This is a genomic window from Streptomyces sp. RLA123 (assembly GCF_056270165.1).
In genome coordinates this window covers 855035-868863 of record NZ_JBWDOR010000003.1, presented here as the reverse complement: position 1 = coordinate 868863, position 13829 = coordinate 855035, and the positions used below count along the sequence as shown (strand labels likewise).

Below are 13829 nucleotides of genomic sequence, written 5' to 3'. Positions count from 1 at the left end.
CGCCACCGGCCTCGTCCTTCAAGGAAGCAGTGATGAGCACCGCACAGACCACGCAGCAGCGCAGTACCCCGGCCGCAGGCACCCCGCAGGGCCCCCGCCGGCCCCTGACCCTGGCCCAGCGCGAGAACCGGACGGGCCTGGCCTTTGTGTCGCCCACCCTGCTCGTCGTCCTGGTCGTCGTGATCCTCCCGATCGCCTGGACCGTGCTGCTGGCCTTCCAGCACGCCCGGCTGGTCGACATCCAGGGCATGGACTTCCTGTCCAACTGGACCTGGAAGAACTTCACCGCGGTCTTCACCTCGCCGGGCTTTTGGACCTCGCTGTGGACCACGCTCGCCTACACGGTCGGCGCCACCGTCGGTTCCATCCTCCTCGGACTCGTCGCGGCGCTCGCGCTGCGCCGCCCCTTCCGGGGCCGCGCACTTCTCCGCGGCACCATGCTGCTGCCCTACGTGGCGCCCGTGGTGGCCGTGACCTTCGTCTGGGAGATCGCCCTCAGCCCGCAGTTCGGCATCGTCAACGAGGTCGGCACCAACCTGCTGGGCTGGGACAAGCCCATCGCCTTCCTGTCGACGAGGTCGCAGGAGATCTCCCTGCTCGGCTGGCACGTCCACGTGCCGCTGGCCCTGCTCACCGTGATCGCCTTCGAGATCTGGCGCTACTTCCCCTTCGCCTTCCTCTTCCTCCTCGCCCGCCTCCAGGCGGTACCGGACGGGCTCGAGGAGGCCGCGGTCGTGGACGGCGCGACCATCACTCAGCGCTTCCGGCACATCCTGCTGCCCCAGCTGATGCCGGTCATCGCCCTGCTGTCGGTCCTCCGATTCATCATGACGTTCAACAAGTTCGACGACGTCTACCTGCTGACCGGCGGCGGCTCCGGCACCGACGTGGTCGCCGTGCGCGTCTACGACTTCCTCACCGCCCGCTACGACGTGGGCGCCGCCGCGGCGCAGGCCCTGGTCCTCGCGGCGATCCTCGCCGTGCTGCTCGGCATCTACTTCAAGTTCTTCGCCAAGAAGGTTCAGGAGGAGGCGTGATGGCCAGTCGCGCGCAGATCGAGGACCGGACCTTCGCGGTCCTGCGCTGGGTCGTGATCGCCGGCCTCGCCGTCGCCACGATCTTCCCCTTCTACTACATGGTGCTGCTGTCGCTGAAGCCGATCGACGAGCTCCTGCTCGACCCCGGCAAGCTCTGGGTCAGCACCTCCGAGATCACCTTCGACACCTACCGGACCGTCCTGCAGTCCGTCGACGACGGAGGCCAGGGCTTCCTGCGGATGCTCGGCAACTCCGCCCTCGTGGCGCTCGGCACGGTGGTGCTGACCCTGCTGGTGTCCGTCCCGGGCGCCTACGCGGTGAGCCGGCTGAAGTTCTTCGGCGGCCGCCATGTCAGCGCCCTGTTCCTCGCGGTGTACCTCTTCCCGGCCACGCTGCTGGCCGTGCCGCTGTTCGTGGTCTTCGCCCGGATCGGCCTCCAGGGCAGCCTGTTCGGTCTCGCGATCGTCTACATCGCGCAGACCGTCCCGGTCTCGATCTACATGCTGAAGAACTACTTCATCACCATCCCGGAGAGCATCGAGGAGGCCGCGGCGCTCGACGGCTGCTCTCGGCTGCAGACCGTGCGGCGGGTCGTCCTCCCGCTCGCCGCGCCGTCGTTGATGGCCACCGGCCTGTATGTCTTCATGATCGCCTGGAACGAGTTCCTGTTCGCCCTGCTGTTCCTCGCGGCCAAGCCGGACAAGTGGACGGTCTCGCTGGGCCTTCAGCAACTGGCCAACGGCATCGAGGTTCCCAAGACCGTACTCATGGCCGGCTCGGTGGTGCTCACGATTCCCGTGGTAATCCTTTTCTACGCGGCCGAACGGCTCCTCACCGAGGGCCTGACCAGCGGCGCGGACAAGAGCTGAGCGCAGTGGCCCGACACGAGGGGGAACGAGCACGCATGGCAACGCCCTGGAGCACGGCAGGACATCTGCTGGAACTGATCCGCACCGGGCAGGCCTCCACCCGCGGCGAACTCCAGCGTGTCACCGGTCTGTCCCGTTCGACCGTCGGGCAGCGCCTGGACCAGCTGTTCGCCGCGGGCTGGGTGGATGCGGTGCCGGGTGGTCAGTCCACCGGTGGCCGGCCCTCCCTCCATCTGCGGTTCGACCCGGCGCACGCCGCCGTGCTCGCCGCGGACCTGGACACCGCCCACGCCCACGCCGCCGTACTGGACCTGTCCGGCCGGGTGCTCGCCGAGCACACCGGGGAACTCCTCCTCGACGACGGGCCCGAGCAGGTCCTGGACGAACTCGCCCGCCGGTTCGCGGGACTGCTCACCGCGGCCGGGATCGCCCCGGCCGCGGTGTGCGGCGTCGGCCTGTCGGTCCCCGGGCCCGTCGACCAGTCGACGGGCGTGGTCGTCCGCCCGCCGATCATGCCCGGCTGGGACGGCTACCCCGTCCCGGCCCGCATGCAGGAGGCCCTCGCCCGCTACGCGGATCTGCCCGCCGAGGTACCGGTGCTCGTCGACAACGACGCCAACCTCATGGCCCTGGGCGAGCAGCGCGACGCGCACCGGGACTGCTCGGCCTTCGTCCTGGTGAAGGTCTCGACCGGCATCGGCGCCGGTGTCGTCATCGACGGCCGGCCCTTCCGCGGCATCGACGGCGGCGCGGGCGACCTCGGGCACATCCGCCTGCACGACGCGCCGGACGCCCGCTGCATGTGCGGTTCCTACGGCTGCCTCGCCGCCGTCGCCAGCGGCCGGGCGCTGGCGGGACAACTCACTGATCTCGGCGTCGCCGCCGCGTCCGCCGCGGACTTTCGTGCCCACCTGGACGCGGGCCATCCCGACGCGGTGCGGCTGGCCCGCGAGGCCGGCCGGCGCTGCGGCGAGGTCCTGGTCACCGTCGTCACCCTGCTCAACCCCGGCGTACTGATGATCGCCGGGGACCTCGCGGAGACCCATTTCGTCACGGGCGTCCGCGAACTGCTCTACCAGCGCGCCCTTCCCCGCGCCACGCGCCATCTCGAGGTCGTCACCTCACGCCTCGGCGACCGCTCCGCGCTCGCCGGTGCCACCGCCATGGTCGTGGAGCACCTGTACGCGCCGGACCAGGCCAACGCCCGCCTGACGGCCGCGGACCCGAACCGCCTCTTGGAGCAAATCCAATGAACAACCCCCCCTCCGCCCCCGTACGGGTCGGCCTCATCGGCGCCGGGCCGTGGGCCCGTGCCATGCACGCCCGGATGCTCGCCGCCGGTCCCGAGACCCGGCTCACCGCGGTGTGGGCCCGCCGGCCCGAGGCGGCCCAGGAGATCGCCGGCGCCCACGGCGCGGTCGCCGCCGGCAGCCCGGAGGAGCTCTTCGACCACTGTGAGGCGGTCGCCTTCGCCGTGCCCCCGGCCGTGCAGGCCGAACTCGCCGTGCGCGCCGCCAAGGCGGGCAAGGCCGTACTCCTGGAGAAGCCGCTCGGGCCGGACCTGGCCGCGGCACGGGCGGTCGCCGACGCGGTCGCCGAGGCCGGTGTCGTCTCGCAGATGGTGCTGACCAAGCGCTACCACCCGGTGACCCGGGACTTCCTGCGCCGGGCCCGCGGCACCGAGGTCGTCGGCGCGCGCTCCTGCTACCTCCACGGGGCCTTCCTCGGCGGGGAGTTCGCCACCGGCTGGCGGCTGGAGCAGGGCGCCCTGCTCGACCTCGGACCGCACCTGATCGACCTGCTCGACGCCGCGATCGGCCCGATCACCGCGATCCGCGCCACCGGCGATCCCCGCCGCTGGGTCGAGCTGACCTGCGAGCACGAGAACGGGGCGGTCAGCCAGGCCTCGCTCTCCGGGAGCGTGAGCCTGCCCAAGGCCCGTACCCGGATCGAACTCCTGGGGCCGGGCGCCGAGCTGACCTACGACACCGCCGGCATCGACCACGAGGAGTGCTGGCCCGTCCTGCGCGCGGAGTTCGCCGAGGCCGTGCGCACCGGCCGCTCCGGCGAACTGGACGCCGCGCGCGGATTGCGCCTCCAGGAGCTGATCGAGGCCGCCGTCCGCTGACGCGGAGCGGCCGGTCACGGCCGGGTGTGCGGCGGGTCGAGCGCGAACACCGTCAGCCACTCGGACTCGGCCGTGCGGTAGCCGAGGTCGGCCAGTGCCGGGGCCACGGCGCGCATGTGCTCGGCGCCGTAGACGATGCCGATCGTGAACGGCTCCTTGCGGTCGCCACGGGCGCGGTGGAACTCCTTCACCGCGTCCAGCAGGAGGCGGTCCCGCCGGTGCAGGATCACGTCCTCCATCCCCGTCATGACATCGGCTGCGGCCTCCTCCGCGTCGGTGAGCAGGTCCTCGGTGCGCAGGTGCCGGGCCATGAACCGCCGTGTGCCGAGCAGTCGCATCCCCGTCGAGTAGACGGGCACGAGGGCGGCCACCGCGGCCCGCTCCCTGAGCGGCACGCGCCGCCATCTGCTCTCGAACTCCTCGCCGGTCATGTCCGGGCACACCACCGGCACGCCCAGTGCGCCGTAGTCGATGTCCTGCACGACCAGGCCGAGCCGCTCGTTGCCGTCCAGCCGGCGGTACGACTGCGTGAGCGCCGCCGCGGTCGGTGCCTCGCCTCTGATCCCCTCGGCGATCACCAGGTCGCACAGGGTGCGCAGACGGGCGGTGACCTGGTCGTAGAAGGACCGTTCCCCCAGGTGCACCATGGGGAAGATCACGAAGGACAGTCCGCTGCCGCGCCTGCGGAAGCGGACGACCGCGGAACGCACCCCCGCCAGCTCGGTCACCTCGATGAACTGCATGCGGCCCCCCACACGGCTCCTCACCGGGAAGGACGCACTCGGGGAAGCGGTCGGTTGCGGGCGGGGGGCGGTCAGTTCGTGAACCGGGCCAGCAGGAGCGCGAGCCGGTCGGCGTGGCGCTCGCGGGGGAGGCGTCCGCCGCGGGTGAGGGTCACCAGGCCGTGCAGCGCGGCCCAGAACGTCTCCGTCAGCGTGCCGAGATCGTCCTCCTCGCTGGCGTGCGGACGGACGGCCTCGGCGAGTTCACCGAAGGAGTCGCGGAGGGCGGCCGGGGCCTGAGGTGTGGCGAACGGCAGGTCGACGGCCCGGCCGAACATCGCGTCGTACAGCGCCGGTCGGCGCTCGGCGAAGCCGGCGTAGGCCGCGCTCACGCCGGCGAGCACGTGGCGTGCCCCGGACGCCGCCGCGCGGGCCGTGCGCAACTCCTCGGCCAGGTCGGCGAATCCCTCCACCGCCACGGCGGCCATGATGGCGTCCTTGCCCTTGAAGTGGCTGTACAGGACCGGCTGGCTGTACTCGACGCGCTCGGCGAGCCGACGGGTCGTCACCGCGTCCCAGCCCTCGTCCTCGGCGAGTTCGCGGGCCGCGGTGATGATCAGCGCTTCCCGCTCGGCACGTTCGCGCTCTCGGCGCGTCTGGATCGTCATAGCCAGATTCTAGCAGCGCTAGAATTCATGTCGGCGCTCTGCTAGCTTCGTTCTTGTTCCTAGCAACGCTAGCCAGGGGGAAGACATGCTCAGCACCATTGCCTGCACGCTCGCCGTCGTACTCAACCTCTTCGTCCTCTTCATCGGGGGCCGCTTCCTCTTCGCGCCCCGCGCTGCGGCCGCCGGCTACGGGGTCCCGGCCAAGGAGAACGGCGACGGCGCCTACCTGACCGTCAAGGGCCTGCGCGACGGTGCGTACGGCCTGCTCGGCCTGGCACTTCTGGCCTTCGCGGGCGTGCAGGCCGAGGCGTGGTACATGCTGGTCGTCGCTCTGCTGCCGCTCGGCGACACCTTGATAGTGCTCCGCAACGGCGGTACCAAGGCCGTCGCGTTCGGGATCCACTTCGCGACCGCCGTGGTCGTACTGATCAGCGCCGCCCTGCTCTTCGCCGTCTGACCGCCGCCGCGCTCCGCCGTTCTCCGCCGTTCCGCACCGACTCCCGCCGAAAGGATCCGGCCGTGTCCCTGATCGTTCCCGGTTTCACCGAGTCCGTGGTCGTCCGCACCGCCGACGCCGAGGTCATCGGCCACGCCCCCACGACCATCAGGCTGCTGGCCGACAGCAGCGCCACCGGCGGCGCGCTGTCCACCCAGCGCGTCACACTCACCGACGGCGCCAACGGGGCCAATCCGCATCACCACGCCAACTCCGCCGAGCTGTTCTACCTCCTCGACGGCACCGCCCAACTGCTGTCCGGCGAGCAGGTCGTGACCGCGGAACGCGGTGACCTCGTGATCGTCCCGCCCGGCCTCGCCCACGCCTTCGCCGCCGCCCCCGGCCACGACGCCGACATCCTCATCGTCATCACCCCGGGTGTGGAACGCTTCGAGTACTTCCGCCACTTGGAGCGCATCGCCTACGGCAAGCAGCCGCCGGAGTCCCTGCTGGACGTCCAGAAGCTCTACGACACGTACTTCGAGAACAGCGCCCCCTGGAAGGAGGCGCGTTCCTGACGGAGCCGTGCCGGCCGGGGGCGCCGCCCCTCGGCCGGCCCGGGCCCGTCGCGGCGCGGATGCCCGGCGGCCCGAAGCGGTCTCCGGCGGCCGTTCCGGCACCGCGGCCGAGCGGGATAATCGAGGTATGAGTCAGCGCAGTGCTTCGAACCCCACCCTGGGCGACTTCCTTCGGCCCTGCCGTGCGCGGGTGCATCCCGTCGAAGCGGGCCTGCCCGACGACGGGCGTCACCGCAGGGTGCCGGGGCTGCGGCGCGAGGAGCTGGCGCAGCTGGCGAACGTCAGCGTCGACTACGTGGTGCGTCTGGAGCAGGGCCGTACGGCCCATGTGTCGACCGCGGTGCTGGAGTCGCTGGCGCGGGCACTGCGGCTGCGGCCCGACGAGCGGGACCGGGCTGGGGGCTGTACTGCGCGACCAAGTTCTCCGTCGAGGCCGTCACCGAGGCCCTGCGGCTGGAACTCGCTCCGCTGGGCATCCAGGCGACCGCCATCGAGCCGGGGCCGTTCCGCACCGACTTCCTCGACTCCTCCTCGCTGCACCGCGCCGAGCAAGTCATCGGTGACTACGAGGAGAGCTCCGGCGGCATGCGTGCCTGGGCCGACGACAGCAACCACGCCCAGGACGGCGACCCGGTGAAGGCGGCCGCGGCCATCATCGCCATCGCCGGTGCGGAGCGGATGCCGGCCCGCGTGCCGCTGGGCAAGGCCGGCGTCGCCGACGTCGAGAACAAGCTCGCCGAGGTGGCGCGCGACATCGGCGTCTGGCGCGAGGTGGCCCTGTCCACGGACTTCGCCCCCTTTGCCGGGTCGCCGGCATCGCGCGTTCCCGGGCCCCGGCCGCCGCCGCGGCCGGGGCCCCGCGCGTCGCGCGTGCGTTCTGCCGCGCGATGTACCGTCATGTCACACTGTGGCCGCGACAATTGCTGAAATAAATTGGCCTCGCATGACCGGAGTTGAATACTTCCGCCCGGGAACCCGTATCAGACGGCGACGTCAACCGCGGGGATTGAGCGGAAGAGAGGCACGGATGAAGCTTGATGTGGCAGCGCAGGCGTGGGTGGAGAACTGGGGCGCCCAGGCCGTTTGCCGCGTGTCCGACCCGGACGAGCTGTTCGTACAGGGTTCCGCGCAGAACAGGGTCAAGGCCCTGTGCGCCGGGTGCCCGGTCCGTACCGAATGCCTCGCCGACGCGCTGGACAACAAGATCGAATTCGGCATCTGGGGCGGTATGACCGAGCGCGAGCGCCGCTCCCTCCTGCGTCGCCGTCCGGCCGTCACCTCCTGGCGCGACCTGCTGAGCACGGCCCGCTCCGCCTACGAGGGTGCCCCCGTCGAGGCCGCGGGCTGAGGACGGTTCGCAGGCGCAGGCGCAGGCGCAGGCGCAGGCGCAGGCGCGGTCCCGGTCGCGGTCGCGGTCGTGATGCGGGCTGGGGGCGGCGGGGCCGTGTGACGGTGCCGCGCCGGGGGAGTCCGGCGAGGTGGCTGTCCCTGGAGCCCGCGCTCCCGCCCCGCACAGCCGCGGGAGTCCGTGCCGCTGACTCCGCGGGCTCCCTGCCGGAACCGCCCGCCGCCTTCTGCCCGGATCCGGCGTGGCTCCGGACCGGCCGGGCCCGGAAGCAGCCGTGCTCCCGGCGAGCCGGTTCGGCTACCAGAGAGGGCCGGTGCACATGTGCTGGATGGTGGACGCCAGCGCACGCTTCAGTACGTCGGGATCCGCCCCGGCGATCGCGTCGAAGGCCAGCAGGTAGCGACCCACGTGCAGGCCCAGGAGATGGCCGGCGACCAGGGAGGCGCGGAGCTCGGCCCGCTCGGGGGCGAGGGCCGCCACGATCGGATCCACCACGCACGTGGTGAACAACTCCCGCATCAGCGAGGCCGCTTCCGGACGCTCGCACGCCGCGTGCAGCAGGGTGAGAGCGGTACGGGGCCGGCCGTCCTGCTCCCAGGTCTCCAGGAACACGTCGGCGAGACGCTCGCCGATGTGATCGGGTCCCATGGCCAGTACCTCGCGGACGACCGTGTCGGGGTCGAAGGGCCATTCGACGGTGGCGCCGGCGACGAGGGTGTTGTCGCGCTGCCCGGCGACGACCGCACGCGGACCCTCGCGATTGCCGCAGGACTCGGAGCGGCCTGCTCCTCGTGGTCCCGCGCCGCCGTCGCCCCGGCGCGGTCGCCGCTCCGCAAGGGCGTGGGTTTCCCGGCCGCGGTGACCCACGAGACGGCGTCCACCCATCCCGTGATCGAACGGCTGAGGCGGACCGCACGCCCGCGCCACCGGTCCGCCCACGGGCCGGCCCTCAGCCCAGCAGCGTGTTCAGGACGCCGGCTTCCAGGCCGTAGTACGCCACCGCGCAGGCCGGCATCAGCACCAGGGGCAGCCACGGACGCGGCCCGGTCTCCCGCGCCCGGTACCAGGTGAGCACCACCGTCAGCACGGCCCCGAGTCCGAGGAACGCAGCCGCCTCGCCCCAGTAGCTCAACTCCAGCCCCAGATAGAGCCCTTCGCCCGCCACCACCGCGCCGGTCAGTGCGGCCCCCAGATGCCGCCGGGGCCCTGTCTCCCGTCGGACGGCCCATCCTGCCGCGCCCAGCAGTGGCCCCCCGACGACCCCCGCGGCCGCCCACACCAGCGCCGTGGGAATGCCCCCGCTCCCGAACGTCCCGTTCATGGACGATGTCGCGTAGTACCCCAGGCACGTCGCGATCATCATCAGCGCCCCGCACGCGGCCGCCGTCCGGACGCGCGGGACGAGCGCGCCGGCCAGTGCCGTCCACACGATCCAGGACGACGAGGAGTTCGTCGCCCGCTCGAACACCGGCGACACCCCGTGGAGCAGGTACGTCGCGGCACCGAGCACCAGCCCGAAAAGGACGCACGCCAGTGGCCCGGTGACGGCGGGGCGCGAACGAAGGGCAAGGGGTACGGTCACGGCCGCGACTATACATGCCGGGTATACATGCGATGTATACCCCGTCGGGGTGGGCAGCGGCCCCAAGGGGGGACCGGTGCTCCCCGAGTCGGTGATGCCTTCATCGGCGCGACGCCGGCAACGAACCTGGTGGTGAGCGGTTCCGGGGTCCGTCCGGGCCCGCCGGCAAGCTGGCCTACCACGAGGACGACCGCCCCTGGCTGAGCCGCCGCTTCGTCGCCGACCTGCGCGCGGTCTACTCCCGGCACGGCACGGACTCGCAGGCCGGCGCCCTCGTCGACTCACTGATCGCGCAGAGCCCGGAGTTCCACGGCCTGTGGCAGGCACACGAGATCGGTGTGCGCTGCGGCGAGGTCAAACGCATCGTCCATCCGGAGCTGGGGGTGCTCGAACTGCAGTGCCAGGTGCTGTACGCCGCCGACCAGACCCAGTCGCTCCTGGTCTGCACCGCATCACCCGGGTCGGAGAGCTACGAGAAGGCAACTGCTCCCCGTACTCGGCGAGCGGTTGCCCGGCACCTGACGCGCGGGCGGGCACCCCGGAACGCCGAAGGTGCCGGTCCCCGCTGCGGGGACCGGCACCTCGGGACGGAACGGCGGGCGGTCAGCCGAGCCCGGTGGCCCGGACGACCGTCTGCGTCACGGTGTTCCCGCGTGTGTCCGAGGCCCGGACCCGCAGGGACAGGAACGCGGCGCCGCGCGGGGCGTCGAGCCGGACGCGGGCGGCACCGGAGCCGGCGGCCCGGAGCGAGGCCTTGCGCCAGGTGCGCCCGTCGTCGTAGGACACCTCGACGGAGTCCGTGCGCAGCGGTGCGCGGGACACGCCCGGCAACTGCGAGGGCGTCACCACGAGTTCGGCGTCACGGCGCGCCGTGCCGTCCGCCCGTGTCGCGATCCCGTAGTCGAGCTGCAGCAGCGGGAGCGTCCGCGCGCCCTCCCCGTGCGGCGTGGCCGAGGTGAAGGCCCACTCGGTGCGGGTGGCCGTCGAGTACGAGTAGCCCTCGGTCCGCCCGGTGGTGGTCACCAGGCGGTAGCGGGCCGCGGCGCCCGGCAGGTCGGTGCCCAGCCAGGTGCCGTCGGTGCTGGTGACCAGGCTGCCGTCCCGGTAGAGCGCGTTGGCCTCGGACGTGGTGCCCGGCCCCGCGACGCCCGTGTGGTCGCGGCCGCCGTCGCCCCAGCCCGGCACGGTCACCTCCAGCCAGTCGCCGCTGCGCTGCGGCAGCTGCTGGCTCTCGTTGATCCGCGGGTGCTCGACGGGACCGAACCACTGGACGTCCGTGGTGCGGCCTGCCGGATAGCCGACCCGCCCGGAGAACTGGATGGACCGGATGCCGTTGGAGGCCTCCTCCATCCAGGTGGCCTCGCCGGCCGGGGTGACCCAGTCCGTGCGCTCCGCACCGGCGGTCGACAGCCGCTGGCCGCCCACCTTCACGCCCAGGTACGGCTGGATGTCGTAGCGGAACTCGTCGACCTCCGTGCCGGGTTCGTTCCGGAAGCCGACATCGACCCTGGCCAGCCGGTTCTCGGCGGGTGCGTAGCGCTGGGTCGCCGGGATGCCGCCGCGCCAGGTGTGCACCAGGTCGTACAGGTAGTCCGTCTCGGCGTGCCCGGCGACCCGCATCGGCACGGAGCCGGTGCGGCTGCCCTGGATGCGGCCGATCAGGGTCTCGCCCTCGGTGTGCGAGACGCCGGCGATGACGAGGCCCGTGCGGCGCACCGGTTCGCGCAGCCGGCCGCCCAGGTCGTTCACCACCACCAGCAGGGCGACGCCCGCCTTCTGCGCGGCGGTGTACTGGTCGTCGGTCGCGGCGGTGGCCGTGGACCGGTCGTCGTCGTCGGCGGGTTGCACGTACCGGACGACGGCGACCTTGCCCTTGGCGCCCGCGGCCGCGTACTCCGCCGGGGTGCCGTTGCCCGCGAACACGGCGGGCAGGGTGCGGGTGCCGTCCGCGGGCCGGCCGGAGCCGGGCTGCAGCCACAGGTCGTCGAACTCCTGCGGACCGGAGGAGAGGGCCAGCAGGGGCTGCTGCATGCGCCAGCGGACGGTGTACGCCAGGTCGCCGGAGGACGGCTTGGCGGTGGGCAGTGCCCACACGCTGTCGAAGCCGTCGCCGACGGTCACCGTGTCGGTGATGGCGGGCGTGCCGTCCTTGAAGGACTGGCTGAGGTCCATGCGGATGTCGCTGGCCGTGGACGTCCGCGGGGTGACGACCTCGGTCCTGCGCAGCTTCGTGCCGTCGAGAACGGCGTCGGTGTCGGCGCCGCGCATCTCGACGCCGGTCCTGGCCAGCAGGGCCCTGCCGAACGACGACTCGCCGTGGACGCCGCGGACGGCGATCCAGCTCCACACCGTGTACGTACCCGAGGGCACGACCGCGTCGAGGGTGCCGTCGAGGTCGCTGTAGGCGGCCTGGGCGTACTCGTCGCCCTTGCGCTGGTACATCACGAGGTCCGAGACGGGGTCGCCGGCGCGGTCGGTGACGTGGACCCGCAGGTGGTGCATCTCCTCGCGGGTGCTGACGGCGAGCAGGGTGCGTGTGACGACCTTGCCGTCCACGGCCGCCTCGACGTGGCCGGTCCAGCGGCCCCCGGCCGGTGCGCGGTCCAGCGCGGTGGTCACGGTGGTGGCGGCCGTGCCGTGCGCGGGTACGGTGAGTTGACGGTCCGTCAGGGCGAAGAGTCCCTCCGGGGCGTCCGGTGCGTCGACGCGTGCGGTGAGGGTGAGCGGAGTGTCCCCGGGGTTGGTCCACTGGACCGCGCGGGTCACGGTCTCGCCGGGCGCGCCGCCGAGGGAGTGGATGCCGGCGTCGGCGACTCCGGTGGCCACCAGGGCGCTCCCGGTGGCGGCGACCGCGTCGACCCGGCCGTTGCCGCCCGCGTCGGCGGGATTGGCGGGCGTCGGCTCGGCGGTGCTGACCAGGGCGTTCTTGATCGTGGCGCCGGACCAGTCCGGGTGCCGGGCGGCGACGAGGGCCGCGACGCCCGCCACGTGCGGGGTGGCCATCGAGGTGCCGCTCAGCGTGGCGTACGGGCCGGATCCGAAGGTCGCGTACTGCGAGCGGGCGGCCAGGATGTCCACGCCGGGGGCGGTGACCTCCGGCTTGAGCGCGTCGTCCCGGAAGCGGGGGCCGCGGCTGGAGAAGTCGGCGACGGTGTCGGAGGCGTCGACGGCGCCGACCGTGAGGGCCGCGTCCGCCGCGCCGGGAGCGGCGACGGTGGCCTCGCCCGGGCCGGCGTTGCCTGCCGCGATGGTGAACAACGCGCCGGTCGCGGCACTGAGTTGGTTCACGGCCTGGCTCATCGGGTCCGTGCCGTCGGACGGCCGGTCGCTGCCGAGGCTCAGGCTGACCACGCGCGCCTTGGCGTCGCGGGCGGCCCACTCCATGCCGCTGATGATCCACGAGTCGGAGCCGCTGCCGGCGTTGTTGAGGACCTTGCCCACGTGCAGCCGCACGCCGGGGGCGACGCCCTTCTCCTTGCCGCCGGAGGCCGCGCCGTTGCCCGCGATGGTCGAGGCCACGTGGGTGCCGTGCCCGTGGTGGTCGGTGACGTCCTCGCCGGGGACGAAGCTGCGGGAGTCGGCGACCACGCCGTCGAGGTCGGGGTGGCCGGTGTCGTAACCGGTGTCGAGGACGGCCACGTCCACGCCCTGCCCGGTGTCGCCGCCGGCCCACACCTCGGGGGCGCCGATCTGGGCGACGCTGTCCGCGAGGTCGGCCTCGACCTTGCCGTCCAGCCACACCTTGCGGACGTCGCCGGTCAGCGCCGGGCGGTCCGCCGCGGCGTCGGCGGCCTCGGCGAGTTTCGCGGTGCCCTTTGCGGTGGACCGCGCGGACGGCTGCCGGGTGAGGTCCGCCCAGAAGTCCGCGGCCCGGTCGTGGTTCTCGGTGAGGGCCGTGCCGCCGATGCTGGTCAGCGCCCGCGCGCCGGTGGCGCCCTCGGGGAGTGCCGGGGCCGCGAGCCGGCGGCGGGCGTCGGTGGCGTAGGTGAGGATGACGGGCAGACCCTGGGAGCGGGCGTCGTCGTAGCCGTCGGCTATCAGCCGGGTGACGTTGAACAGGTCGGTGTCGAGGAGGCCTGCGGCCACGTAGCGCTCGGCCGCGGCCGGGTAGACGTAGGTGTCGCCGTCCCGCGTGGTGATGCGGGCGTCGGCGCGCCCCCCGTCCGGTCCCTCCACGGTGAGGGCGGCGGGGCCGGAGCCGCCGGGAGTGAGGGTCACCCGGTCGCCGGTGAGCAGGGTGACGGTCCGTGAGGGCGAGCCGCCTGGGGCCGACCCGGCGGTCGCGGTGCGGAGCGTGGGGAGGGGCGTCGAAGCGGTCGGGTGGTCACTGGCCGATGCCGGCGGGATCGCCATCAGCACGGCCGCGACGCCCGCGGCGCCCGCGATGACCTGCAGGCCTGATCGGCTCCGGAAGAGCGGTCTCACATGGGTCCTTCACGCTAGATCCGTCCAATGTCCGCC

13 protein-coding genes and 3 pseudogenes are annotated in these 13829 nt (G+C 72.8%); 11 read left to right on the top strand and 5 right to left on the bottom strand.

The features are described 5' to 3' along the window. Window positions 1-32 precede the first annotated feature (32 nt). From RV983_RS03965 to RV983_RS03950, 4 genes are read left to right on the top strand one after another with little or no spacing between them, the layout of a single operon-like run. Window positions 33-1037 (top strand): carbohydrate ABC transporter permease, encoded by a 1005-nt coding sequence (locus tag RV983_RS03965; protein ID WP_475984360.1) that lies wholly within the window; start codon window positions 33-35, stop codon window positions 1035-1037. Next, window positions 1037-1906 carry a carbohydrate ABC transporter permease gene (locus RV983_RS03960; RefSeq protein WP_475984359.1) on the top strand — a complete coding sequence of 290 codons (870 nt, stop codon included), beginning with the start codon at window positions 1037-1039 and terminating at the stop codon, window positions 1904-1906. The genes RV983_RS03965 and RV983_RS03960 overlap by 1 nt, the downstream gene beginning before the upstream one ends. Before the next feature lie 35 nt (window positions 1907-1941). After that, window positions 1942-3159 carry an ROK family transcriptional regulator gene (locus RV983_RS03955; protein WP_475984358.1) on the top strand — a complete coding sequence of 406 codons (1218 nt, stop codon included), beginning with the start codon at window positions 1942-1944 and terminating at the stop codon, window positions 3157-3159. Then, entirely contained in the window at window positions 3156-4034 is an 879-nt protein-coding gene (locus RV983_RS03950) for a Gfo/Idh/MocA family protein (protein ID WP_475984357.1), read from the top strand. Before RV983_RS03955 ends, RV983_RS03950 begins: the two co-directional genes overlap by 4 nt. Before the next feature lie 14 nt (window positions 4035-4048). Here the strand turns inward: RV983_RS03950 and RV983_RS03945 are convergent, their stop codons facing one another. Beyond that, on the bottom strand, window positions 4049-4777 hold the full coding sequence (locus RV983_RS03945; protein ID WP_475984356.1) for a hypothetical protein: 729 nt from the start codon (window positions 4775-4777) through the stop codon (window positions 4049-4051). A 71-nt stretch (window positions 4778-4848) separates the two neighbouring features. Continuing rightward, a complete protein-coding gene (locus RV983_RS03940; protein WP_475984355.1) occupies window positions 4849-5424 on the bottom strand; it encodes a TetR/AcrR family transcriptional regulator in 576 nt (191 codons plus the stop codon). Between the two features lie 85 nt (window positions 5425-5509). Between RV983_RS03940 and RV983_RS03935 the strand changes: the two genes are divergently transcribed. From RV983_RS03935 to RV983_RS03910, 6 genes and pseudogenes are all read left to right on the top strand, one after another. Next, a complete protein-coding gene (locus tag RV983_RS03935; protein ID WP_475984354.1) occupies window positions 5510-5881 on the top strand; it encodes a DUF4267 domain-containing protein in 372 nt (123 codons plus the stop codon). 62 nt (window positions 5882-5943) lie between these two features. Further along, complete coding sequence (locus RV983_RS03930; protein WP_475984353.1) at window positions 5944-6438, top strand: cupin domain-containing protein; 495 nt, start codon at window positions 5944-5946, stop codon at window positions 6436-6438. Window positions 6439-6565: 127 nt separating this feature from the next. Then, window positions 6566-6811 (top strand): annotated as a pseudogene (locus RV983_RS03925) (helix-turn-helix domain-containing protein); the annotation flags it as partial. A gap of 29 nt (window positions 6812-6840) precedes the next feature. Next, window positions 6841-6909: pseudogene (locus tag RV983_RS03920) on the top strand (hypothetical protein); the annotation flags it as partial. 114 nt (window positions 6910-7023) lie between these two features. Then, the gene (locus RV983_RS03915; protein WP_475984352.1) at window positions 7024-7365 is read left to right on the top strand and encodes a hypothetical protein; all 342 of its coding nucleotides are present in this window, start codon (window positions 7024-7026) and stop codon (window positions 7363-7365) included. Window positions 7366-7465: 100 nt separating this feature from the next. Continuing rightward, entirely contained in the window at window positions 7466-7786 is a 321-nt protein-coding gene (locus RV983_RS03910) for a WhiB family transcriptional regulator (RefSeq protein WP_475984351.1), read from the top strand. A 297-nt stretch (window positions 7787-8083) separates the two neighbouring features. Here RV983_RS03910 and RV983_RS03905 read toward each other — a convergent pair whose 3' ends face one another. Together RV983_RS03905 and RV983_RS03900 are read right to left on the bottom strand one after the other, a co-directional pair. Beyond that, complete coding sequence (locus RV983_RS03905; RefSeq protein WP_475984350.1) at window positions 8084-8671, bottom strand: TetR/AcrR family transcriptional regulator; 588 nt, start codon at window positions 8669-8671, stop codon at window positions 8084-8086. A gap of 64 nt (window positions 8672-8735) precedes the next feature. Further along, window positions 8736-9368, bottom strand: a complete 633-nt coding sequence (locus RV983_RS03900; protein WP_475984349.1) for a DUF6518 family protein — start codon at window positions 9366-9368, stop codon at window positions 8736-8738. A 170-nt stretch (window positions 9369-9538) separates the two neighbouring features. Here RV983_RS03900 and RV983_RS03895 point away from each other — a divergent pair. Further along, a pseudogene (locus RV983_RS03895) lies at window positions 9539-9838 on the top strand (MmyB family transcriptional regulator); the annotation flags it as partial. 133 nt (window positions 9839-9971) lie between these two features. Here the strand turns inward: RV983_RS03895 and RV983_RS03890 are convergent. After that, on the bottom strand, window positions 9972-13793 hold the full coding sequence (locus tag RV983_RS03890) for a S8 family serine peptidase (RefSeq protein ID WP_475984348.1): 3822 nt from the start codon (window positions 13791-13793) through the stop codon (window positions 9972-9974). Between the last annotated feature and the right edge of the window lie 36 nt (window positions 13794-13829).